28 protein-coding genes and 1 tRNA gene are annotated in these 21,726 nt (G+C 33.0%); 7 read left to right on the top strand and 22 right to left on the bottom strand.

The window, feature by feature from the left end; genetic code table 11:
- Nucleotides 1-127 precede the first annotated feature (127 nt).
- The 17 genes from OO775_RS05510 to OO775_RS05430 form a co-directional block, all read right to left on the bottom strand.
- On the bottom strand, nucleotides 128-526 hold the full coding sequence (locus tag OO775_RS05510; protein WP_264846040.1) for a PIN domain-containing protein: 399 nt from the start codon (nucleotides 524-526) through the stop codon (nucleotides 128-130).
- A complete protein-coding gene (locus OO775_RS05505) occupies nucleotides 513-689 on the bottom strand; it encodes a hypothetical protein (protein ID WP_264846039.1) in 177 nt (58 codons plus the stop codon). Before OO775_RS05505 ends, OO775_RS05510 begins: the two co-directional genes overlap by 14 nt.
- A gap of 209 nt (nucleotides 690-898) precedes the next feature.
- Nucleotides 899-1,135: a hypothetical protein gene (locus tag OO775_RS05500; RefSeq protein WP_264846038.1), complete on the bottom strand. Its 237-nt coding sequence runs from the start codon at nucleotides 1,133-1,135 to the stop codon at nucleotides 899-901.
- A gap of 6 nt (nucleotides 1,136-1,141) precedes the next feature.
- A complete protein-coding gene (locus tag OO775_RS05495; RefSeq protein ID WP_264846037.1) occupies nucleotides 1,142-1,498 on the bottom strand; it encodes a hypothetical protein in 357 nt (118 codons plus the stop codon).
- Between the two features lie 252 nt (nucleotides 1,499-1,750).
- The gene (locus OO775_RS05490; protein WP_264846036.1) at nucleotides 1,751-2,539 is read right to left on the bottom strand and encodes a Fic family protein; all 789 of its coding nucleotides are present in this window, start codon (nucleotides 2,537-2,539) and stop codon (nucleotides 1,751-1,753) included.
- Nucleotides 2,539-2,670, bottom strand: coding sequence for a hypothetical protein (locus tag OO775_RS05485; protein WP_264846035.1), 132 nt, complete (start codon nucleotides 2,668-2,670; stop codon nucleotides 2,539-2,541). Before OO775_RS05485 ends, OO775_RS05490 begins: the two co-directional genes overlap by 1 nt.
- 3 nt (nucleotides 2,671-2,673) lie before the next feature.
- Complete coding sequence (locus OO775_RS05480; protein WP_264846034.1) at nucleotides 2,674-2,931, bottom strand: hypothetical protein; 258 nt, start codon at nucleotides 2,929-2,931, stop codon at nucleotides 2,674-2,676.
- A 44-nt stretch (nucleotides 2,932-2,975) separates the two neighbouring features.
- Nucleotides 2,976-3,134: a hypothetical protein gene (locus tag OO775_RS05475; RefSeq protein ID WP_264846033.1), complete on the bottom strand. Its 159-nt coding sequence runs from the start codon at nucleotides 3,132-3,134 to the stop codon at nucleotides 2,976-2,978.
- Between the two features lie 7 nt (nucleotides 3,135-3,141).
- Nucleotides 3,142-3,387, bottom strand: coding sequence for a hypothetical protein (locus tag OO775_RS05470; protein ID WP_264846032.1), 246 nt, complete (start codon nucleotides 3,385-3,387; stop codon nucleotides 3,142-3,144).
- A 12-nt stretch (nucleotides 3,388-3,399) separates the two neighbouring features.
- Nucleotides 3,400-6,216 carry a primase-helicase family protein gene (locus tag OO775_RS05465; RefSeq protein ID WP_264846031.1) on the bottom strand — a complete coding sequence of 939 codons (2,817 nt, stop codon included), beginning with the start codon at nucleotides 6,214-6,216 and terminating at the stop codon, nucleotides 3,400-3,402.
- Between the two features lie 86 nt (nucleotides 6,217-6,302).
- On the bottom strand, nucleotides 6,303-6,536 hold the full coding sequence (locus OO775_RS05460) for a hypothetical protein (protein ID WP_264846030.1): 234 nt from the start codon (nucleotides 6,534-6,536) through the stop codon (nucleotides 6,303-6,305).
- Nucleotides 6,537-6,591: 55 nt separating this feature from the next.
- On the bottom strand, nucleotides 6,592-6,882 hold the full coding sequence (locus tag OO775_RS05455) for a hypothetical protein (RefSeq protein WP_264846029.1): 291 nt from the start codon (nucleotides 6,880-6,882) through the stop codon (nucleotides 6,592-6,594).
- A gap of 7 nt (nucleotides 6,883-6,889) precedes the next feature.
- Nucleotides 6,890-7,117, bottom strand: coding sequence for a hypothetical protein (locus tag OO775_RS05450; RefSeq protein ID WP_264846028.1), 228 nt, complete (start codon nucleotides 7,115-7,117; stop codon nucleotides 6,890-6,892).
- A gap of 25 nt (nucleotides 7,118-7,142) precedes the next feature.
- A complete protein-coding gene (locus OO775_RS05445; RefSeq protein WP_264846027.1) occupies nucleotides 7,143-7,664 on the bottom strand; it encodes a phage antirepressor N-terminal domain-containing protein in 522 nt (173 codons plus the stop codon).
- Nucleotides 7,621-7,800 carry a hypothetical protein gene (locus tag OO775_RS05440; protein WP_264846026.1) on the bottom strand — a complete coding sequence of 60 codons (180 nt, stop codon included), beginning with the start codon at nucleotides 7,798-7,800 and terminating at the stop codon, nucleotides 7,621-7,623. The genes OO775_RS05445 and OO775_RS05440 overlap by 44 nt, the downstream gene beginning before the upstream one ends.
- A 161-nt stretch (nucleotides 7,801-7,961) precedes the next feature.
- Nucleotides 7,962-8,192, bottom strand: a complete 231-nt coding sequence (locus OO775_RS05435; RefSeq protein WP_264846025.1) for a hypothetical protein — start codon at nucleotides 8,190-8,192, stop codon at nucleotides 7,962-7,964.
- A 21-nt stretch (nucleotides 8,193-8,213) separates the two neighbouring features.
- Nucleotides 8,214-8,432, bottom strand: a complete 219-nt coding sequence (locus tag OO775_RS05430) for a hypothetical protein (protein ID WP_264846024.1) — start codon at nucleotides 8,430-8,432, stop codon at nucleotides 8,214-8,216.
- A 170-nt stretch (nucleotides 8,433-8,602) separates the two neighbouring features.
- Here OO775_RS05430 and OO775_RS05425 point away from each other — a divergent pair, with 170 nt between their 5' ends.
- The 5 genes from OO775_RS05425 (at nucleotide 8,603) to OO775_RS05405 (ending at nucleotide 11,287) form a co-directional block, all read left to right on the top strand.
- Entirely contained in the window at nucleotides 8,603-8,956 is a 354-nt protein-coding gene (locus OO775_RS05425) for a hypothetical protein (RefSeq protein WP_264846023.1), read from the top strand.
- Complete coding sequence (locus tag OO775_RS05420) at nucleotides 8,949-9,233, top strand: hypothetical protein (RefSeq protein WP_264846022.1); 285 nt, start codon at nucleotides 8,949-8,951, stop codon at nucleotides 9,231-9,233. The genes OO775_RS05425 and OO775_RS05420 overlap by 8 nt, the downstream gene beginning before the upstream one ends.
- A gap of 49 nt (nucleotides 9,234-9,282) precedes the next feature.
- Nucleotides 9,283-9,465, top strand: coding sequence for a hypothetical protein (locus OO775_RS05415; protein ID WP_264846021.1), 183 nt, complete (start codon nucleotides 9,283-9,285; stop codon nucleotides 9,463-9,465).
- A 710-nt stretch (nucleotides 9,466-10,175) separates the two neighbouring features.
- A tRNA-OTHER gene (locus OO775_RS05410) sits at nucleotides 10,176-10,241 on the top strand.
- A 158-nt stretch (nucleotides 10,242-10,399) separates the two neighbouring features.
- Complete coding sequence (locus tag OO775_RS05405) at nucleotides 10,400-11,287, top strand: lysophospholipid acyltransferase family protein (protein WP_264846020.1); 888 nt, start codon at nucleotides 10,400-10,402, stop codon at nucleotides 11,285-11,287.
- 3 nt (nucleotides 11,288-11,290) lie between these two features.
- Here OO775_RS05405 and OO775_RS05400 read toward each other — a convergent pair whose 3' ends face one another.
- From OO775_RS05400 to OO775_RS05380, 5 genes are all read right to left on the bottom strand, one after another.
- The gene (locus OO775_RS05400) at nucleotides 11,291-12,628 is read right to left on the bottom strand and encodes a dihydroorotase (RefSeq protein ID WP_264846019.1); all 1,338 of its coding nucleotides are present in this window, start codon (nucleotides 12,626-12,628) and stop codon (nucleotides 11,291-11,293) included.
- Nucleotides 12,629-12,643: 15 nt separating this feature from the next.
- A complete protein-coding gene (gene nhaD, locus OO775_RS05395) occupies nucleotides 12,644-13,999 on the bottom strand; it encodes a sodium:proton antiporter NhaD (protein WP_264846018.1) in 1,356 nt (451 codons plus the stop codon).
- A 105-nt stretch (nucleotides 14,000-14,104) separates the two neighbouring features.
- A complete protein-coding gene (locus OO775_RS05390; RefSeq protein ID WP_264846017.1) occupies nucleotides 14,105-15,898 on the bottom strand; it encodes an AMP-dependent synthetase/ligase in 1,794 nt (597 codons plus the stop codon).
- 179 nt (nucleotides 15,899-16,077) lie between these two features.
- On the bottom strand, nucleotides 16,078-16,458 hold the full coding sequence (locus OO775_RS05385; RefSeq protein WP_264846016.1) for a RidA family protein: 381 nt from the start codon (nucleotides 16,456-16,458) through the stop codon (nucleotides 16,078-16,080).
- 25 nt (nucleotides 16,459-16,483) lie between these two features.
- Complete coding sequence (locus OO775_RS05380; RefSeq protein WP_264846015.1) at nucleotides 16,484-19,189, bottom strand: putative LPS assembly protein LptD; 2,706 nt, start codon at nucleotides 19,187-19,189, stop codon at nucleotides 16,484-16,486.
- A gap of 176 nt (nucleotides 19,190-19,365) precedes the next feature.
- Here OO775_RS05380 and OO775_RS05375 point away from each other — a divergent pair, with 176 nt between their 5' ends.
- Complete coding sequence (locus tag OO775_RS05375; RefSeq protein ID WP_264846014.1) at nucleotides 19,366-20,433, top strand: N-acetylmuramoyl-L-alanine amidase; 1,068 nt, start codon at nucleotides 19,366-19,368, stop codon at nucleotides 20,431-20,433.
- Between the two features lie 115 nt (nucleotides 20,434-20,548).
- Nucleotides 20,549-21,529 carry an MlaD family protein gene (locus OO775_RS05370; protein ID WP_264846013.1) on the top strand — a complete coding sequence of 327 codons (981 nt, stop codon included), beginning with the start codon at nucleotides 20,549-20,551 and terminating at the stop codon, nucleotides 21,527-21,529.
- The last annotated feature ends 197 nt before the right edge of the window (nucleotides 21,530-21,726 follow it).

Below are 21,726 nucleotides of genomic sequence, written 5' to 3'. Positions count from 1 at the left end.
ACAAAGGAACGAATTAGGCAAATGCACTTGGTCAAAATTGGTCAAAATTGGGCATTTTTGGGCAAAATAGGGCAAAAAAAATACCACTCAAAAGAGTGGTAAGGGGTGGAGTTGGAGTGTTTTTTTGTTATGATATATGTAATTTAACTCCCTTTATTCGTTCAAAATGCTTAACATTTAAAGTATACAAAGGCAGTTTATTATATATTGCGGTTGTAGCAATAAGCACATCGGGGGCATCAATACTATCTATTTTTTTAGAAATTTCCATTGCCCTAACAGAAATTTCTTTGTTCAAATGTAATACTTTTAAGCTATCAAAGAAATTTTTACATTTTATTCTTTCACTTTTAGAAAAACCTTTATAAGAACTTAACCAACGTATAAGTTCCATATAAACAACCGAAGTTATAACAATATTTTCAATGCCTATTTTTAGTACTTCTTGTTTTACTTTTATATCTCCTTTTTCGCCCAGATAATTACTAATAATATTTGTATCACAAATAATTTTAATTGCTTGCATAAAGTTCTTTTCTATTAAAAGGTTTTACTTTGTGTTTAGCTAAAATTTCTTGTACTTCTTTGGCTAATTTTCGCAATTCTATTTCTTTCTTAGATAGTTTTTGCGTATTCTCTACTCCTTTAAGAGTAGCCTTTTTCGTTGTTTTTTTGGTTGTTGTACTCATAGTTTCTGTGTTTTTTGCAAAGATATGATTTTTTGGTAAAAAAACAAAACCCCTGGTTGCCAGAGACAACAAGGGGTATTTTTAAAATATGACCAATATTTTATATACGTGTTCAGCGAACCCACCAACGGAATACTATCCAATTAAAAAGAAGGATTTGTTTTTCTGTGGCAATAACCAATCCGTTGTCGTCTATATGGTAAATGGTTTTAAAGTTCATTGATTTGTTGTTTTATGTCGTTTAACAATGCTTCTTTAGAAGTGTATAATTCCTCTTCTTTTCTTGTTTGGAGAAAACTATGAGGTTCTCCAACACGATAACTGATTAATCGTGATTGTAAATCAATCTCTCGTGCGATTATTTTTATTTCAAGAATAACTCCTGTTGTTACTTTATTTTTGTCTAAAAAATAGACTCTTTCTCCTAAGTTAAATTTACTTTTCATAACTTACTAATTTTTAGGGTTAATAATTCCTTTGTCAGTTGCAATTTGTACCAATAATTTACGATTGCGACAAAGCATCGTCAAGAAATGGTATGCCTCGTGCATCTGCTGCTCGTCCATATCATACATAGTAAAGTAGGGACGGCTTTTGAAGTAGTTCATAAACACGACATCCAACACTTTTTCGTAATTCTGTTGGTGATTGTTCCAACGAAAAAGAAAATCATTAATTAGAACATCAGGCGAATGATACAAAAGTTCTTCGTTTTCCAGCATCTGAGCGATTTGCTCTTGGGTGAGAATGTTTTTCTCTGGGCGGTTGTCCACCCCTGGTGTTTGGTTGTTTTTTTCTTGTCTTAACATAACTTATAAATATAAAAAAATCCGTGAGTGGGTACTGTTAAGACAAGGGCTAACGCCAATTGTTGTATAGCATTACGGCTATACGATACCTTCACGGATATATTATTAAAAAAATATTTTACAATACTATACAAGTGTTGCCCTTGTCTTAACACCGCAAAAGTATAAGAAAAAATTGAATCTGCAAACAAAAAATAAAAAAACTTTCACTGAAAAATGAAAGTTTTTTGTAAGGGGTTGGTTTTTAATAAGTTATGATTTTAAAATTTTGATAAGAGTTGAAAAGAAAGGAAAACCTTTGTAATAATCTAATTTTTCATAGAAAAAACCTACCTGAGAAAGATTTTTGTAATAGGTGTTTTTATGTTCCCAATAATAAAGTTCGGACTGAATAAACCACGCTTTTTGTCCTAATTTTTCAGCCAAAAACCATTTTTCTAAAAGCCGTGCCGTGCGACCATTTCCATCGTCAAAAGGGTGTATTTTCACGAAAATCAAATGAAGTAAGGAGGCGTAAAAAAAGATTTCGCTGTAAGTAAGATGTTTTTTTACAAGGGTTTCAATAAAATCACAAAATTCTAAAAATTCTTGTTTTACTAATTCTTTCGGGCAAGCCTCATACAATACTTTTCCGTTAGAAATATCTTGTATAATCATATCCGATTTGCGTATTTTTCCCTGTAAATCTTTCGGAAGTAAATTTTTAGATAATATTTTGTGAGCTTTTAAAAGATTGTTTTTGTTTAAACAATTTTCTTGTGCAAAAATGTAAGCGTTATACAAATCGTTTGGTTTTTCGGTGAGGCTTTTTTTATAACGAACACCGTTTAGTTTATGCCGCAGAAAACTATCAATTTCCATTTGTTCTCCTTCAATTTTTGAAGAAGCAATCGAAGATACTGCATTATAAAAATTAAAAGTATTTTTGGTTATTTCTATCTTTTTAATTTTTCTAAAATAGTAAGATATATTTGTGTTGTTTTTTTCAGAGAAAGATTTGTATAAAGCAGGAATTTCTTTAAGTAAATTATTTAGTTTCATTACTCTTGCATTAGTTTAGTCATCATATTTTCCCCAAAAATCAAATCTTCATCTTTTAGACTTTTGTATTTTTTGAGCAGTTTTTTAAAACTCTTATTAAAGTCTGGGAATGTATCAAAAATATATTTCATAATTTACAGACTTTTTAAAAACTCATCTAACGGCTGCGTTTTAAGTTTTCCTTTTTTTAATAGTTCTATTTGTTGTAAGTTTCTACGCATACGCTTTCTGAACGCTTGTTGTTCTGCGTTATATGTACCTGTTTCAGGTTTGCCCAATGCTGTTTTTTTTGTTTTTACTTTTGTAATTTCTGTAAAATCAAAAGTTTTAGCAAACTCAATAAATGCTAACGCCTGTTTGCTTTCGCTGTTTATATTTATAATGTATCCCATAGTTGTATATTTTTTTTTGCAAAGGTATGAAATAATATTTATCACTACAATTTTAAATATTGTTTCAGATGTTCGTAAGTGATATATTTTCGACTAATCGAAAAATACTCAGCAATATCAATCCGTATTTTTGAAGCGGTATTTTTGCTACACTTCAAAAGGCGCATAATATCTTTAACTGACAAAAATTGTAATGTTTCCATAAATAAGTTAGTTGTTTTTATTCATTTTATTGTAAATATGTACGTATATTTCTCGGAGTTTATCACCAAAATTTTGATTAGTATAAACTTCCTTTCCAATGGTACGTTTGCCGTTGTTATTAACAATAAGGCGTATCTGATTGTATCCGATAGGGTCGGGAGATACAGATATGCCTCTTTCTAAGCAAAAATTAAATACTTTGCCCCATAAAAAAGCATCGTCTAATACCTGTTGTAGTGTTATTGGTTTCATAAATATTTGTTTTTAAAATGCTATATCATCAACTAAATTGTCAGGGGTTGGGGTGGGTACTTCTGTGGTACTTTTTTGTGTTTTTTCTCCACCTGTAACAATGCAAAAGTGCATTGTGGTTATACCTGAAATATTACGATGTTTTTTCTCCAAATATTCCCAACCATTGACCTGACAAAAAAGCAATAATTTTTCCTTAATTACCTGCGATGAATGAGCAAATTTTCCTAAGTTTTCTTTGGCTTCATTGTTGAATACGCTTTTTTCAATAAACGTGTCCAAAGTGGTTTCTTTGTTGCCAAATTCATCGGTTTTCTCTGAAAAATAATCCTTGAAAAAGGATAAAAAATGGTCGCCCAAACGCATCAGTTGGCTTTTCTGAACAATGCTGTCTTTCGGTGCTTCAATCATTTGTTTTTCAGATAAATAGAGTTGCAAGCATTGAAGCATAAACATCAAGTCAGCGTTTTTCTCACGTGCTGGATAGTTCATTCCTAAAATTTCCCTACCTCCGAAATCATCTGAAATTTTTCTCGAAAAATGATAGTCGTTGTTGTAAGTAGCTTTGTGGTAATAGTCCGAATTGTGGTAAAAAAACAATCGTCTGTCCGTTGAACCGTCATCTAAATTGGGTGCAAAATTGGTCGTGCCTCCAATCTTTGGGGAATTATGAAACGGCAAATCATATTTTTTACCTCCTTTTTGGTTCGCTATGAAATTTCCTGTAATGTTGGTGTATAAACTTCGGTAATTCTGATATAACGAAATGTCATCAATCAATACAAATTCGGTTTTCGGAGTTACACCATTGTAAGGAAAATTATCGCTACGCAAAGTTTCACCCTCGATATATTTCATATTCAACAATTCGCCTATACCTTTGAGTAAAAACGTTTTTCCTGTTCCACCATACGAACCTTTGACCGAGTTCCCTACTTTAAAATCTACTCCCAAAACCATAAAAGCATTGGGTAACGACTTGTGCTGATGCAACAAATAGCCTACGCAACTCATTTTATTCAGCAAATGTATTTCCTGTTGGTAGTTTTCATCGTCCGTTAGGTTTTTGGAATAAATTTGAAACGGATTTAGGTCTCGTTGTTCTTCGTCAGCATCTTTTTCCCAAAACACACGGCTTGAATTGATTAACACTTTCAAGTAGTTGCTTTCGTTGGACAATAATTTCACTCGCTTACGCCCTTTGTCGTCCGTATAAACCTCAAAAAAAGGTTTTTCAAGTTCAATGGGGTGCGGATTGATTGCATCACGCCATATTTTTGATGGCATTTTGTCGGTATATTTTACCATTTTTATTTCATCGGCAGTAACTCGTACGGCTTGATTTTCAAAGAAATACCATTGAAAATTTTCGCCTGTAACTTGCTTTTCATAGTCAAACATCGGAAGCAATTTCAATAGCGATTGATTGAAATAAGGCGTTTTTACTAACTTTTCTTGAATGGAAGTAGGTAAAAACTTACTTTGCAACCAAAATCTGACCTCGTTTTTGATTTCAGAAGGAGTGAATTTGGTAATGATGTTGTCTTTTATCTGAATAAATGTGCCGTCTCGCTCTGTGCCGTCTTCATTGATAAAATTTTCTTTAAGCAGTTTGAAGTTTTTACACTCTAAAAAATGCAACAATTTCAAAGCGTTGAGCTGCACCACTCCTTTTTCGGAATAGTCCCAAAACTGAAAATTGTGAGCCTGTGTAAGCATATTTTTCAACAAGTGTTGCAGTCCTTCAATCGGGTATTGTGTTTTCAAAGAACGTACCCAGTCGGCAAAGTCTTTTTTCTTCTTTTCGAGTAAAGTTTTAGGTAGCCACAACAACTTAATATCAATGAATTTTTCAGCCAACGCAACGGCTTGTTTCACGCCTGTTTCGTCCAAGTCTGGAACATAAAAAATTTCTTTGTAAAACTGCGTAAGCTGGTAGTGTTCAGCTTCGTTTATGAGTTCGGTTTCCGAGTTTAACCAAATCACGTCATAGCCCAACGAAGCTAAATTGATACCGTCAGAACCTCCCGTAGCAATGAAAATTTTGTCCGCTTTTAAGTCTTCAATTTCTTTGTAATATTCTCGCTTTTCAATCTCATTTTCAGCGGATTTTATAAGCGTTAAAAGCCTTTGAATGGTCTTAAAATTTTCATTTTCTAAAATGTTTCTCCAACCGTAGATAATGCGTTTGCCTGATTTTGAACCTATAAAAGTATGTTTAAACTCTTTTGAGGCATAAGGTTGATATAGTTTTACATAAAAATCTTTGTCATACCCAAAAATAGGAAATTCAGGTGTAGAAGCTATGGTTTTTAAGGTTAATCTACCGTTTTCTTTATTACGGAATACAAAACTATACGTTTCTATTTCCTTAAAATCGTACCAATCAAACAACTCTTGTGTGGCAAACGGAAAAATACGTTTGGCAGCTTTTTTGTTTTGTATTTTGTCGTAAAATTTCACTTCAAAATAACCTTCGGGGCGTTCTTTTTCATCGGCAAACGTAACCACACCGTTGTTTTTCGTGCCGTCAGGTAGTGGTATGTTGTACTGACAGTAGAGCGTTCGGCAGGCTTCCAAGAACGTACAACGGTCTCGGTGCATCACATAATCAATCGCATTCATTGCGGGTTCGCTTGTTCCGAAGTCTTTAAATGTCCAGATACCGTCTCGGTTTCGGTGCAAAGAACCTGAAGGCGTATCGTCATTGGCTCGTACCGAAAATTTTTTGAGGTTTCCCCTTGCACTCCCTATTTCAGACGAAAATTCATCTTGAAAAAAAGTTAATCCCCCTTCGGTTGCGTCCCATATTTTATCTTTGTCAAACATCGTATGTAATTTTTTAGCTACGTATTTTTTAAAAAAGGGCGGGAGCTACCCGCCCCAAAAAATACATAGTTAGTTTAAACTTATTGTTATTTACTATTGTGTCGTGCTTTTTCAAATTCAGCAATGATTTTACTTTCAAATTCGGCATATTGTTCTGAGATTTTTTCTTTTTTAGGCTTTTTGCCCTCCAATGCAGCAAGCCTACGCTCGTAATACAAAATAGTTTCAGCAAAATCACGTACCAACGCTTGTAGAGTGAGTTGTTGTACTCGCAAGCGGTGTATGATTTGTTTTAAATGTTTTTTTTCTGTTGGGTTCATTGCTCTAAATATTGATGTGCTAACTATTCTTTACAATAGATATTAAAATGTTTTTTTATCCAAATTTTATTTCCTCTAAGTATATTTCTGATAGTGTTTTTTCAAATTCTTCGGTAAGATAGTAGCTAAGGCGACAACTGTACAAATTATCTTCTATTGAATTGATATTCAAAACGTAACCATTTATCAAATTTTGATGTATTTCATTAAAAACTTCAAAATCAGTAACGAAAAAAATAAAGTAAATTTCGTTTTCTTTTGTATTGCCAAAAACATTTGTATCAAGTATTTTTACAAGTTTTTCTCCTGTACTTTTTTCAAAAAGTTCTTTTTCTTTTGTTTTCATAACTTGTTTATTTTAAACTTCTTTTACATTCAATATCAATTAAATATTCAATAGGTATTTCCAAAATTTTGGAAATAGCGTATAACGTGGCGTAATTCGTTATTTTGTCCAAATTGGTACGTATCCACGTTTTTATGTTCTTTTCCGAAGAACCAATCGCAATCATAAGCTGCGCCATATACTGAGGTATTTTCAGCAGCTCAATAACTTCTTGTTTTAATCTTACCTGTATCATATCAATTTTTTTTTGGTCTAAAATTTTAAAAAAAGTTGAGTTGTGGGCTGTTTTCAAGGGCTTGTTTATCGTTGTTTTTTAGGTTTTTCAGTATTTGTGTTTGTTCTTTTTTTAGTTCTTTTATTTTTTGGTAGGCAGGGTTATTGATGAGTTCTTTCTCGGTTTGTTCTATTTCTTTTTCTATATCGTTTTTTCTTTGTAGGAGCTTTTTTCGTCCTACTATTGTTCCTTTAAAATAATTATAAAGAATATTATGGCACATTACCTTGTATTCTAAAAACTCTTTTGATTGAGAATTGAGGGAACAAATCCATCCGTAGATAAACTGTTCAGGTAGGCATACCATCTCTCTTTTTCTATTATCAGCCCCAACCATATCGTATTTCCGATATAGTTGCCCATACAAAACATCATTTTTCATACTTATTAGATGATGACTATAATTTAGATTCAATGCTTCGCAAATGGGTTTTATGGCGATGTAGTATTCGCTGTTTATTTCTTTAAAGTAGATATTCCTTCCGTTGAATTGTAAAAACTTGTTCATAAGGTTTGTTTTTTGCGGTTTTGCATTTTTTTGTAGGGGCGTAATGCTTACGCCTCATTTGTGTGTTTTGGGCGTTGTAAAGGCGTATGCTATACGCCCCTACGTATTTGGCGATACCTCTGTTAATTTTCTTCAATTTCCACGATTTCGGTTATTTCGGTTTGTGTGATTTCCGAAATGGCAAGTAAGATGCCGTACATTGTGAGATATGGGGAAAAGCGGGGCTTTTCATTTTTTCTTTCTTACCTTTTAGAAAATTATACCAGAGTAAGAACGTTATGTCTCGTAGTATTTTTATCAGAGATCATACAATTTTTGCCCTATTTGCTTCCGATTTTCCTCTGTTCTCAAATAACTATTGAGTGTTAATAAGTCGTAAATTTCTAATCCTTTTTTAAAACTATGTAGTAAATTAAGAACATATTCTTCTTTTTGTTCCTTTTCTTTATGTTTTTCCTGTTCTTCGTTAAGTTCTTTTACGAGTTCGTAAATTTTTTTGATAAGTTCTTTTTCTTTATTAGTATTCATTTTTTTCAATTATTTTAATTATTAACTTTCTTCAATTTCCACGATTTCGGTTATTTCGGTTTGTGTGATTTCCGAAATAGCGAGCAATACGCCGTACATCGTGAGTTTTTCATCGTTGGCGGTTATCCAACGCTTGAGCGTAGTGATAGGAACGTTTGTTTTTAAAAACAAATGGGCTATCGCTCGTTCGTCTTCTTTGAGCTTTTCCAGCACTTCATTTTTGATTTTTACGACTCTCATTTTTCGTTTGGCTTTAATTTTGATTTCAGATGATTGTTTTTTTTTGGTTTCATTTCTGATTGCAAATGTAAGATAAATTCTTGAAATCAAGAAATTTTCTTATAAAAATAAAGAATTTTTCTTTGATAAATATTTTAAAATAATCATAAGTGTTTGTAAATTAGTATATTATGAAAATAGAAGAAAACAAAGATTTTGATATCATTGCTAAGATAAAAGAAGTCGCAGAATCAGAATGTAAGACAGATGCTGAGTTTGCTAAAAGATGGGGAAAAAGTCCTCAGAATGTTTACGACTTATATAAGAGAAAAAGTATAGATGTAAAAACTCTTCTTGAAATAAGTAAAGTACTTTCTTATAATTTTTTTGAGGATTTGCAACAGCAACTGCCTTTTTATAAGAAAAAAGATGATGTAAAAGAGCCTATCAAGGCTACTTTACAAATAGAACTTAGTCAAGACAAAAAAGACCAAGTTTTAAGGATTGTTTTTGGTGATAATAATTTAAAGATATTAAATGAGTGAAGTGATAAATTGGATTGTAGATAATTTATGGAATATTGTAACATTCATAATTGCTTTATTTTCAATCATTATGCAATTTAGGAAAGATCAGAAACAAGATGAAAATGATAAAATAGAAAGTCAAAAACAAAGCTTTTCTAAATTAAAAAAACGATGTGAAAAATTGGAAATCAAAATAGCTAAAATAGAGACAGAGTTAAAGTGGTTGGCACAAATAACCCCTTCTGTAAATAAACTAATCGAAATATTAGAACAGAAAAAGAAAAAAAATGAATAGTATTCAATACCAGCGATTAAAAGAATTAAATAGTAAAATTAATTCGAATGTGGCTACAAGAGAAGAAAAAGATGAATACGTTCATCTACTGTTCAAGAACAAATCAATTACTCAGCAACAATATAATGATTATCTAAAAAAAGATAATTCAAATGATGATTTAATGAAAATAATCCTTCTGATAGGGGCTTTTGCTTTGTTGGTTTATGCTTTGTCAGATAAAAGGGAATAGAATATAGATTTTATCCAAATAGAAATTGAATTGAAGATTTTGAATGTTTTAATAATTAAAGGTATGGAGAGTGATTTTTTCAAAAAAGTAGATGAACTTTTTCGGTTACTTGACAGAGCAAGAAATAGAGACTAACACTCATTTATAACATACAGAAAAAAGTATATCCCTCAGTAATATTTATAGTTGAAAAATAGTTTTTTGCAACATTAGCAACAACTCAAAACAAGTTTGGCAACATTTGGCAACAACTTTTTCTTTATTTCTTTTTATATAATATATTCATTTTCAATAATATATAAAAAATAAAAATATATAAAATAATAAATGTTGCTAATGTTGCCAAAGTTGCAAAAAAATATAGGAGCAATGGCACTATATTAAAAAACATAGGAAAAATATATAAAAAAATAGATATTTTCATAGCATTTCGGGCAATTATAAAAAATAACACCCTTTGCCGTAAGTTGTCAAAGTTTCAATATCTTTAATTTTTGGAGGGAGCGGGAGGGAAGCACAATAAAAACATTTGCTTGTTCTTCCTTGTAAAAAGTATTTCCAAAACGGCAATATAGAGCAACAACAAAAGTTAAAGAAAAATGTGTAATATTCTGTAAATAAATAAGTTAAAATTTTAACAATCGGTAATGTAGGTTTTTCCCAAAAAACTATTTTTATAAGAAAAATATCTTGTAACTTATTAAAAAACAATAACTTAAAAATCGGAGAGTTGACTCATAATCAGGGGGTCGTTGGTTCGAGCCCAACTGGGACCACAGAGTAAAAAACAAAAACACTTACAAAAATTGTAAGTGTTTTTGTTTTTTACTAAAATATGCTTTCCTTTTGAGGCTAATTTCAGACAACATACTGAAATGGTTTCAATTATTAAAAAATTTTTTCCGTATCTTTGCCCTTATCAAATATCAATAATATGCAATTATTAGTTTATTGTATAGCATATCCTTTTTTATGGATTATTGCTCGCTTGCCTAATTCCGTTTTTTATGCTTTGTCCGATATCATTTGCTTTGTAATTTACAATCTCTTAGGATATCGTAAAAAACTGGTACGCAATAACTTACAACTTTCTTTCCCAGAAAAATCATTGACTGAAATACAAACTATCGAACGAAAATTTTATCATCATTTCTGTGATATTTTTATGGAAATGGTAAAAACATTAGGTCTTTCGCGAAAAGAAATGCAAAAACGAATGATTTTTCCCAATATAAATGTACTTCAACCTTTTATTGAACAGAAACAATCATTTATTATAATGTGTGGTCATTACAATAGTTATGAATGGTTATTATCATTGGCTATGTATCTAAATTGCCCCTCATATGCTGCTTATACACCTATTAGCAATCAATATTTTGATCAATTGATTAAAAAAGCTCGTATGCGATTTAATGCTTTTTTAGTTTCACGCTATGAAATTACCAAAATTATCAACAAACACAGAGTAAATGGGCAAATGTGTGTATATGGACTTGCTAGTGACCAATCGCCTTCGGGTTCTGCCAATAATTACTGGCATACTTTTATGGGAGTTCACGTACCTGTTTTCACAGGAGCAGAACGTATCGGTAAACAATTTAATATTCCTATTGTTTTTTGTGATATTCAGAAGAAAAAACGCGGATACTATGAAGCTTATTTCGAAATACTAACACACAATCCTGTTGAGATTCCTAATTATCAAATTATAGATTTGTTCACCGAACGATTGGAAAAACAAATACGAAAGCAACCTGAATTCTATTTGTGGTCTCACAATCGATTCAAGTATGCAAAAACCTCTACAACTGCTAACTAATTTTTAATTCCTATCAAAAATAATGCGTTGGCTATGAATTTTTGGAGCAATTTTACCTTCTTCATATGCTAAATGCCCATTAACAAAAGTATGAGTTACTTTGTTATGAAATTCTGTATTTTCAAGCGGAGACCAACCGCATTTGTATAAAATATTATCTTTGGAAACTCTCCATAATTGATTATCGACCAAAATCAAATCGGCAAAATAACTTTCACGTACAAATCCTCGTTCTTTTACATTAAACAAAATAGCTGGATTATGACACATTTTTTCAACAACTTTCTCTATGGATATTTTTCCATTATAAACACATTCGAGCATTACCGATAATGAGTGCTGAACCATAGGGGCACCCGAGGGAATTTGTCCATACTTTGGTTGTTGTTTTTCTTCGAGGGTATGAGGAGCGTGGTCTGTGGCTATCACATCAAGGCGATTGTCAAGAAGAGCTTGCCACAATCCTTGACGATCATTGGCTGTTTTTACCGCAGGATTCCATTTAATAAAAGCTCCTTTTTCAGAATAATCTTGGTCAGAAAACCAAAGATGATGTACGCAAACCTCTGAAGTTATTTTTTTATCTTTCAGTGCAATATCATTCCTGAAAAGCGATGTTTCTCTTTCAGTAGAAATATGAAAAACATGAAGTCGAGCTCCTGTTTTTTCAGCCAAAGCAACAGCTTTGGAAGATGATAAATAACATGCTTCACTACTTCGAATAAGAGGATGCAATTCAATAGGGATATGCTCAGAATAAAGTGCTGTGTAATGTTGCAAATTAGCGCGAATTGTCTGCTCATCTTCACAATGAGTAGCTATTATAGTATCAATAGTCCGGAAAATTTGTTCTAAAACAGTTTCATTATCAACTAACATATTTCCTGTTGATGAACCTAAAAATAATTTTACTCCCACACATTTTTGTGCATCAAGGCGTTTGAGTTGTTCCAAATTATCATTGGTTCCTCCTAAAAAAAATGAATAATTAGCAAACGATGATTTTTGAGCAATTGCAAATTTTTCTTCTAAAAGTTCTATGGTTGTAGTTTGTGGAGAGGTATTGGGTTGTTCAAAAAAAGTAGTTACCCCGCCTACCACAGCAGCTGCACTCTCCGAAGCAATGGTCGCTTTGTGAGTAAGTCCAGGTTCACGAAAATGCACTTGGTCATCAATAACCCCTGGTAGTAAATATTTTCCTTGTGCATCTATAAGATGATAATTGTTTTTAGCAGAAATTTCTTTGGCTATTTTACTAATTCGTTCATTTTCTATCAATAAATCACCTTGAAAAATCTGATTTTCATTAACAATTTGAGCATTTTTAATAAGCGTTCTCATTTGTTATTTAATATTTTATCCAAAAATATGTCCTGCTTCAATAGCTATAAGACATAAAGCTCCTGCTATAAATCCTATAAATGCCAACCAAGAAATATTTTTCAAATACCAAAAAAAGCTAATTTTTTCCATTCCCATAGCTGCTATTCCTGCCGCAGAACCAATAATTAGCAAACTACCGCCTGTACCAGCAGCATAGGCTATGAAGTGCCAAAGAAGACTATCGATAGGTTCTTGAAACATTCCTATACTGGCAGCAACCAATGGTACATTATCAATTACTGATGAACCTACTCCCAGAAGCATTATAACTAAGTTTTGTGAAGGTACTATCTGATTGAGTTTTTCTGCGAAATTAAACAATACTCCAATAGATTCCAAAGAAGCTACTGCCAATAATATTCCTAAGAAAAACAAAATACTTGATAATTCTATTCGAGACAAAGCTTTGTGAGAAGTAAATTCAGGTACTGATTCAACCTCTAATTCTTTAATCGGTTTAAGAAATTCTGAAAAAAACCACATTGAAGCCAGTGCAAACAACATACCTATATAAGGAGGCAAATGTGTAATCGATTTGAATATTGGTACAAAAATAATTGCTGTAAAACCAAGTATCAGTACAGGAATACTACTTTTGAACATACGTGTTTTATCTGTTTTGGGTATTTCTAATCGTCCTTGAAAAACCGGCAAAAAAGAAGCTATCCAAAAAGGAATGACAAAACACAAAATCGAAGGTAAAAGTACATATTCTGATAATTTCAAAGCAGTAACTTTATCTGCCATCCAAAGCATCGTAGTTGTTACATCTCCAATAGGAGACCAAGCACCTCCTGCATTGGCTGCTATTACAATAAGTGAAGCATACCACATACGTTCTTTAACAAAAGGAACAAGTTTTCTGATAATAGTAATTAGTACAATTGTTGCTGTTAGATTATCAATAAGTGCCGAAAGAAAGAAACTAATGATACCAACTATCCAAAGAAGTTTTTGTTTTCTGCGAGTTTTAACAATTTTTTTAATCACTTCAAAACCTCTGTGCATATCAATAATTTCAACAATAGTCATCGCTCCAATAAGGAAAAACAAAATTTCGGCTATTTTCCCCAAATGATGAAGTAGAATTTGGTCTATAGCTTCGGCTCTTGCCTCATCGGGTGAAAGACCCAAATTCGTTACAAACCCTTCGTAAATAGGATGTAATCCGTTATCTATTTCAAAAACGACCAAGTTAGATAATTTCAAAATAGCCCAACAGACTGATGCCATTCCTAATGCAGAAATTGTTTTATCAATCTTAACCTGATGTTCTAATGTTATGAAAAAATATCCAATAAAAAATACAGCAACTACTAAAAGTTCCATAAAAATAATATTTTATAATTTCGGTTGTGAAGATACTAAAAAAGATATTACACTCTTATATTTTTAATATTTTTTACAATTAAAATAATGATAATCAGTAGATTATCAAGCATACATGGCTTCTATTTCCTTTCGATAATTTTTATAAATATTTTTTCGCTTTAATTTTAATGTTGGAGTAAGCTCATCGCGGTCAATTGAAAACGGATTGGTCAGAAGTGTAAATTTTTTTATCTGCTCGTAACTCGGCATTTCTTTTTGCAAACGCTGTAAACGCTTTTCAAACATTTCAATTATTTGATGTTTTTTTATCAAATCACTATAATTTTTATATTTTAAATTGATGCCTTTAGCATAGATTGTAAGTGCCTCAAAATTAGGAACAATAAGAGCCGACACATAATTACGCATATCTGCAATAACAGCCATCTGTTCTATAAAGCTATCTTTACCCACTTTACCTTCTATTTGCTGAGGAGCAATATACTTGCCATTGGAGGTTTTCATCAGTTCTTTAATGCGTTCGGTTATATACAAATTTCCATCTTTATCAAAACTTCCTGCATCACCTGTTCTAAGGAAACCATCTTCGGTAAACGCTTTTCGAGTTTCTTCAGGATTGTTATAATATCCCTTGGTAATAGAACCTCCTCGTACGAGAATTTCATTATTTTCTCCTATTTTGACCTCCAAGTTGGGAACAATAGTTCCTACCGATTTAAGCTTTGATGGAATATCGTCCCAGCAAGATACTGTTGCTGTGGTTTCAGTCATTCCATAGCCTAATTTTACAGGTATTCCAATTACTTGGAAAAATCGTCCAATAGAAGGTTCTAACGTTGCTCCACCACAAGGCATCATCTGTATATTTCCTCCCATTGCATCACGTAGTTTCTGAAAAACAATTCGATTGGCAAGATTATAACATTTTTGTAAAAACCAAGATGGTTTTTTATTTTTTTGTCTGGCTTTAAGCATTTGTTTTCCACTTCGCGTTGAAAAAGAAAAAGCAAGACGCTTAAAGATATTGGCTTGCGTAATATTTTCGTATATTTTGGTATAGACTTTCTCTAACAAACGAGGAACTACACACATATAGTGTGGTTTTATTTCTTTGAGAACTTCGGCTACTTTATTTGTATCGTCCAAATAGCAATTTATCACACCTTTGTGAAGAATATATAGTAACCAAATACGCTCATACACATGCGAAAGTGGCAAGAAAGAAAGCGATACATTACCTTCTTTTACTTTGAGCCGTACATCGTGGTTAGCAAACTGATAGGCAATATTCTCATAATCAATAAGAACACCTTTGGGATCGCCTGTTGTTCCCGAAGTATATATAATCGTATAAATATCTTTGAGCTTGCACGAGTCAATTCGACGATAAATCTCAGCATCTAAGGTTTCACTTTTTGATACCTTTAAAAAATCGTCTAAATATATTGAAAATTCATTTTCTTGTAAAGAAATATTATTCTTGATTGCTACTATTTTTGATAAATTAGGGCATTTTTCCTTAGCTTGAAGAGCTTTGTCATATTGTTCCTGCTCACCTACAAAAAGAATTTCAATCTCAGCACTATTAACAATATAAGCAGCCTGGTCAGAGGTATTAGTAGCATAAATAGGCACTGCTGAAGCTCGAAGCAAAGCTGAGGCAACATCAATCATAGTCCATTGTGGCATATTGGCTGAAAAGATACCTACTTTACTTTGTTCAGGTAGATTGTTAGAGAGTAACGCACGGGATATATTCCATACACTTTCGCCAAATTGTTTCCACGAAATAGAAACCCACTGTCCATCTACTCTATGACGCAAAGCTTCTCTATCTTTATATTTTTCAACTTGCTGCAAAAATATTTTTACAAAATGATATTGGTTTAATTCCATAAAAATCTTTAATTAGATTTGCAAAGTTATTCTTTTTTGCAAAAAGAAACTAATTTTTCATAAGAAATAATGTCCAAAAGCTTTTAAAGTGTGCTTTTTTTAGAAAAAAATTCAAGTAAATCTATTATACAATATATCTACTTGAATTTTAATTTTTAATAATTTAATTTTTTTCTAATCTATTCTTTTACTGCAACACAAGATATTTCGATATTGACAGATTTTGGTAAGTGTGCCACTTGATAGGTTTCTCGTGCTGGAGCAATTTCATTTTTGAAAAACTTGCCATAAATTTCGTTTACTTTGGCAAATGTACCAATATCACTTAGCAATATTGTAGTCTTTACTACATTGTCAAAAGTCATTCCTGCTTCTTTTAAAATTGCTTGAAGATTCTCCATTACTTGTTGAGTTTCTGCTTCAATGCCTATAATTACTTCTCCTGTAGACGGAACAACAGGTATCTGTCCCGATACATACAAAGTTTTATCAACTAAAATAGCCTGACTATATGGACCAATAGGTGCAGGAGCGTTAGGTGTTAAAATGATTTTTTTCATTATCTATTATTTTTAAAATTATTTCTTATCTTAATTGCCTGTCAGGGGCTTTTGTTTTATCCCATTTCAAGTCAGAAAGCATTGAAGCTTTTATCCCAATAAAAAAGTTCCACGAATTACGATAACCAATTGGAGTAATGTTAAATGACATTCTGAAACTACCCAAATCACGTTCAAATCGTAATTGAGTATAAGTAACTCCCTTATCTTTAAAATCGTATCCAGTAGAAGCACCAATACGCCACTTGGGTGTCAAGTCAATATTACCCGAGACCATAAGCGAATTGGTTGAAATCATTGGGTTTCGGTTCGAATTGCTATACGATAATGAGTATGCAAATCGTATATCCCACGGCATTGATGCGTAATAATACTTGGTTTCTTGTTCTTTTTCAGAATTTTCTTTGGGATTTTCTTGTTGCGTATTAGTATTGAGTGAACTTCCGAAAAGGTCATCAGAGCGTCCTCCTGATTGTCGATTATCAGACGAAGGGCTTTCTTTGAAGTTTTTACTCGAAAAAGCATAATTCATAGTCAAATTGGCATTGGTTAATCGAAATAAACTCCCACCATTGGCTATATTAAAACGTTTTATTTGTGTTCCGTTATTATCAATAGCATATGGGTCGAGCGTTGCTCCAAAATTAACCCCCAGTTTATTATCAAAAAGTTGTGTCCCTCCTGTCATAGAAACAGGAGAGAATACTTTAGTTATTAAGTTATAACTTGAACTAAAATTCAAACTATTAAGAAGCATAATTTTTTTTGGTTCTGTGGCGGTACTATCTTTGGAACGTACTTTAGCTTCAAAAGTATTACTTAGCGAAAAAGACATCGAATTGGATTCAGAGAGTCCTGGTGAGCCATACAATCCCCCTTCAAATCGGGTATATTCTTTGCGAGTACCAAATGCATCTGCGATATAATAATCATAATAATTATCGAATGATGGCGTATATCCGTAACTAACCGATGGACGCATTACGTGCCGAATAGCCTGTATTTTCTTATCTGCCCCAAAATCAAAAGTACCATAAATAGTCGTCCCCATACTTGCACCAGCATTATAGGTAAGAAACCGGTCAAAACCTCGTATCGTATCTTTATAAACAGCTCCTGAGACTGCATCATAATCACGATAACGAATAGTTTTAAATTGCCAAACTTCGTTCAAAGAAGAGTTAATACTAAAACTTACAAACTTTAACACCTTAAAATTGGTACTAATAGGAATACTATGTCGAAAGCCATTGACTCCTTTGTCAAACATCGTTTTAGTAAAAAATTCATTATCATTGGTCGAATATCGATTATCTGCCTGCATACTATATTGAAAATTGATATTCTGTATCAGTCCTTTTTTGGCTTGTCCGCGTTTTACAAACGGATAAATACGCTCCATACTTGCCCGTAGAGCTGGCAAAGTCATTTCAATACGTTGTGTATTGGTATTTTGCGAATGTGAAGCCGTTGCTGACAAATTCACAGATGGATAGGCAGGAAAAGTACGCGAGTATGAAATAGATGATGATAACGTATTGTTGATGAAGTTTGACGAATTGAGTTGATTATAAGAATCTTTATAATAGCTCGAACTTCCCAAATTGACCGATGCTGAAAATGATGACAACGGACTTGATTTGCTATCTTGCGAATGCGACCATTGTATATTGTATATCGAACTGCGACTATAATCAGGGAACCCTTTTTGGCTGTATATCAAATTTTCATATCTCAAATTGAAGTTTCCTGAATATTTGTAACGTTTTCTATATACCGAAGCAGTACGCACACCATAGCTTCCGTTGGTATAATAATCGGCTGTAACGGTCAAATCAACATAATCGTTAATTACAAAATAGTACCCTCCATTTTGTAAATAATAACCTCGGTCATTGACCTCACCAAAAGTAGGGAAAAGTAATCCCGAAGTACGAGAATCGGTCATCGGATAATAGGCAAAAGGAAGAGCTATGGGAGTAGGCACATCTGCAATATACATATTACTAAGCCCTGCCACTATTTTTTTCTTAGGAACGAATTTTGCCTTGCGCACTCGAATATAATAATCTGGGTCATCAATATCTTCGGCAGTGGTAATAATTCCATTTTTCATAAAATATGTGGAATCATTTTCTTTTTTGACCAAAGATGCCTTAACTTTATTTTCGCCTTGGTCAGTATATGAGTTACGAATAATAGCTCGCTTGGTTTTATAATTAAACCGAATAGAATCGGGTTCTATTACTTGGTCTGCTTGCTTAAATACAGGGATTTGGGTATAATCACCCAAACTATCTTTGATACGCCCAGCGTATACTTCGGTTTTGTCATAGTTTATTACATTGATTCCTGCGGTAAGGTCTGTATCGGTATAGGTAACCTGTGTTTGATTATACATCGTAATTTCTTTGGTCTTACGACTGATAGAAACACAATCTTTGGCTCGATAATTCACAATATCAACAAGTGGCGAGGTTCGTTTAGGTATCGTATCGGTAGATAAACTATCTTTGGCTATAGTATCTCTGACTATACTATCCGTAACAGAGACAGGCAATACTTGTTTAAAACTATCTTTGTGTATGGTATCTCTTACCATTTCTTGCAAAAAGGTATATAATGAAGCGCGTTTTGCTGTTTTCTTAGCAAAAGAATTGTATTGCCAAAACAAACCACTTCCTACCAAGATAAGGATTACAATCGTTATATATTTCTTATTTATTTGCAAAATATGAATTTGTATTTTTATTATTCAATAAAACTTTTTATCTTCGCACACTGAAAATCAAAGATTTGTATTTCAGACAACCTCTTTATTTTCAGGTGTCAAACTTACGGATATTTTTTCGGTCTAAAAAATAGAACGGGCTGAAAATGAATTTTTTTTAGAAAATTTTGTAGAAAATGAGAGTTTTTAGCTATATTATCTTACTTTGGGTAGCGCTATCAGCACCTATAATGGCTCAAACAGACAAGTTCAAAGTGGTTCTTGATGCAGGACACGGCGGAAAAGACCCGGGCAAAGTGCATGGCAAGGTTTATGAAAAAGACATTGTACTGAAAATTGCCTTATTAGTAGGGAATATTCTTGAAAAAGACCCCAACTATAAAGTAACTTATACTCGGAAAACGGATAAGTTTATCGAATTGTACGAACGCGGACATATTGCCAACAAAGCAAAAGCCGACCTGTTCATATCCATACATTGCAATGCAGCCAAAAGCCCACAGGCCTTCGGAGTAGAAACTTTCGTGCTGGGACTTCACGCCAATAACCTAAACTTTGAAGTGGCTAAAACAGAAAATGAGGTAATTTATCTGGAAGATAATTATCAGGACAAATATGCTGAGTACGACATCAATTCGCCTGAATCATTCATTGGACTTTCGATAATGCAAGAAGAATTCTTAGAACAAAGTATTCAAATGGCAAAAGGCATACAAAATAACTTTACACAAGAACTTAATCGAAAAAACAGAGGCGTAAAACAAGCCGGATTTATCGTCTTACATCAAACCTATATGCCGTCCATTTTGATTGAAACAGGATTTTTGACCAATACCGACGAACGAAATTATTTAGTTTCAGAAAAAGGGCAGCAAGAAATTGCTGACAATATTGTTAAAGCGATTAAAACCTATCGGGAATGGATTAAAAACAATAGTTCCACTGCCCCTACCCAACCTGTCGATACCACTTCTAAGTCCGTACAACCTGCACAGAGCATCATCTATCGGGTGCAAATAGCAACCAGTAATCGTAATATTGCTGAAAAACCACAGAACTTCAAAGGGTTATCTCCTATTTTCAAAGAAGAAAACAACAAGCTCTATCGGTATTATTACGGAAGAGAAATCGAATTCAAAAGTGCACAAAAACTATTGAATATCGCTAAAAAGAAAGGTTTTCCCGATGCTTTTATTGTTCCTTTTGTTGATGGAAAACGTTCCACAATGGAAGATTTGCGCTAAACAAGCCGCTCTATTGGAAATTTATATAAGGAATAATTCAAAAAAATTTTGGAAAATAATCTTTATATAAATACCTTTGCACCGATTTTTTAAACTTTATTTAAACAATACAAACGTGAAATTATCAAAAGAAATAAAAACTGCTATCATCGTTTTGGTAGGTATTGCTTGTTTTATCTTCGGTTTTAACTTTTTGAAATCGACCCCTATCTTTAATACGGACAATGAATATCACGCTATTTTCGACCATTCGGGAGGCTTGCAAGTAGGAACGGCTGTTACCGTGAATGGAGTTATTATGGGGGCTGTTACCAAAATCAAGATTGATAACAATTCTAAAATTGTCGTTACCTTCACTTGTAAAGACGACTTTACATTTTCAAAAAATAGTAAAGCCGAAATTTATAGTAGTTTGCTTGGTAATACCGGATTGCAAATTGTCCCAGTGCAAGACGATGCTCCTCGTGCCAAGTCGGGTGATTACCTACCTTCGTCGGTACAAGAAGGGCTAATGGATGCTATTAGTTCGCAACTGGCTCCAACCAGTATGAACTTGAACAAAATGCTAACCTCTTCCGACTCCTTAATCGTGTCGCTATCCAACACATTAGACAAAAAAGCACAGCAAGACATCAAAGAGAGTTTAACTTCGCTCAATGCTACATTGCAAAGCCTAAATAGAGCCTCTATCGGGCTTGAAAAACTCATTTCTACCAACAAAGATGAGATTGAAGGCTTAGTGAAAAATGCTAATTATATGTCGAACAATTTTGCCAAATTCAGTGATACACTCTCGCAAGTGAATATTGGCAAAATGGTTACCGACCTACAATATACCCTCAATAGTGTTAATACGATGCTTACCAAAATAGAAAAAGGTAGCGGCACATTGGGACTACTGATGAACGACCCGAAACTTTACAACAATCTCAAAACAGCCTCATCAGAATTGGGCTTACTTGTAGAAGATATTCGCCGAAACCCCAAGCGATATGTACATATTTCCATTTTCGGGAAAAAAAATGCAGAATACCAAACACCTGACAATGTAGAACCTTCTATCTCGGAGCGTGAAGAACTTTTGCAACCGAAATAAAATACACAATTTATTTTTTTAAAAACGATAGATTTTTCCTATAAAATTTATCGTTTTTTTTATCAAAAACTCTCCAAGAGATAAGGGACAAAAGCCAAGAAATAATAAACAAGACTGACTGTAAATCCCTATCAAACAGGTTGTAACCTCCTACCGAGCAGGTTGTAACCCCCTATTAAGCAGGTTGTAACCCCCTA

This window comes from Capnocytophaga catalasegens, assembly GCF_026005215.1.
In the GTDB taxonomy this organism is placed as follows: Bacteria; Bacteroidota; Bacteroidia; order Flavobacteriales; family Flavobacteriaceae; genus Capnocytophaga; species Capnocytophaga catalasegens.
The sequence above is the reverse complement of the archived record's forward strand: the minus strand, read 5'-3'. Positions and strand labels throughout refer to the sequence as shown.

Bases quoted from the DNA above. Each gene is read 5' to 3' on its own strand.
- OO775_RS05510 (WP_264846040.1), bottom strand. From the start codon at position 526: ATGCAAGCAATTAAAATTATTTGTGATACAAATATTATTAGTAATTAT.
- OO775_RS05505 (WP_264846039.1), bottom strand. From the start codon at position 689: ATGAGTACAACAACCAAAAAAACAACGAAAAAGGCTACTCTTAAAGGA.
- OO775_RS05500 (WP_264846038.1), bottom strand. From the start codon at position 1,135: ATGAAAAGTAAATTTAACTTAGGAGAAAGAGTCTATTTTTTAGACAAA.
- OO775_RS05495 (WP_264846037.1), bottom strand. From the start codon at position 1,498: ATGTTAAGACAAGAAAAAAACAACCAAACACCAGGGGTGGACAACCGC.
- OO775_RS05490 (WP_264846036.1), bottom strand. From the start codon at position 2,539: ATGAAACTAAATAATTTACTTAAAGAAATTCCTGCTTTATACAAATCT.
- OO775_RS05485 (WP_264846035.1), bottom strand. From the start codon at position 2,670: ATGAAATATATTTTTGATACATTCCCAGACTTTAATAAGAGTTTTAAA.
- OO775_RS05480 (WP_264846034.1), bottom strand. From the start codon at position 2,931: ATGGGATACATTATAAATATAAACAGCGAAAGCAAACAGGCGTTAGCA.
- OO775_RS05475 (WP_264846033.1), bottom strand. From the start codon at position 3,134: ATGGAAACATTACAATTTTTGTCAGTTAAAGATATTATGCGCCTTTTG.
- OO775_RS05470 (WP_264846032.1), bottom strand. From the start codon at position 3,387: ATGAAACCAATAACACTACAACAGGTATTAGACGATGCTTTTTTATGG.
- OO775_RS05465 (WP_264846031.1), bottom strand. From the start codon at position 6,216: ATGTTTGACAAAGATAAAATATGGGACGCAACCGAAGGGGGATTAACT.
- OO775_RS05460 (WP_264846030.1), bottom strand. From the start codon at position 6,536: ATGAACCCAACAGAAAAAAAACATTTAAAACAAATCATACACCGCTTG.
- OO775_RS05455 (WP_264846029.1), bottom strand. From the start codon at position 6,882: ATGAAAACAAAAGAAAAAGAACTTTTTGAAAAAAGTACAGGAGAAAAA.
- OO775_RS05450 (WP_264846028.1), bottom strand. From the start codon at position 7,117: ATGATACAGGTAAGATTAAAACAAGAAGTTATTGAGCTGCTGAAAATA.
- OO775_RS05445 (WP_264846027.1), bottom strand. From the start codon at position 7,664: ATGAACAAGTTTTTACAATTCAACGGAAGGAATATCTACTTTAAAGAA.
- OO775_RS05435 (WP_264846025.1), bottom strand. From the start codon at position 8,192: ATGAATACTAATAAAGAAAAAGAACTTATCAAAAAAATTTACGAACTC.
- OO775_RS05430 (WP_264846024.1), bottom strand. From the start codon at position 8,432: ATGAGAGTCGTAAAAATCAAAAATGAAGTGCTGGAAAAGCTCAAAGAA.
- OO775_RS05425 (WP_264846023.1), top strand. From the start codon at position 8,603: ATGAAAATAGAAGAAAACAAAGATTTTGATATCATTGCTAAGATAAAA.
- OO775_RS05420 (WP_264846022.1), top strand. From the start codon at position 8,949: ATGAGTGAAGTGATAAATTGGATTGTAGATAATTTATGGAATATTGTA.
- OO775_RS05405 (WP_264846020.1), top strand. From the start codon at position 10,400: ATGCAATTATTAGTTTATTGTATAGCATATCCTTTTTTATGGATTATT.
- OO775_RS05400 (WP_264846019.1), bottom strand. From the start codon at position 12,628: ATGAGAACGCTTATTAAAAATGCTCAAATTGTTAATGAAAATCAGATT.
- nhaD (WP_264846018.1), bottom strand. From the start codon at position 13,999: ATGGAACTTTTAGTAGTTGCTGTATTTTTTATTGGATATTTTTTCATA.
- OO775_RS05390 (WP_264846017.1), bottom strand. From the start codon at position 15,898: ATGGAATTAAACCAATATCATTTTGTAAAAATATTTTTGCAGCAAGTT.
- OO775_RS05385 (WP_264846016.1), bottom strand. From the start codon at position 16,458: ATGAAAAAAATCATTTTAACACCTAACGCTCCTGCACCTATTGGTCCA.
- OO775_RS05375 (WP_264846014.1), top strand. From the start codon at position 19,366: ATGAGAGTTTTTAGCTATATTATCTTACTTTGGGTAGCGCTATCAGCA.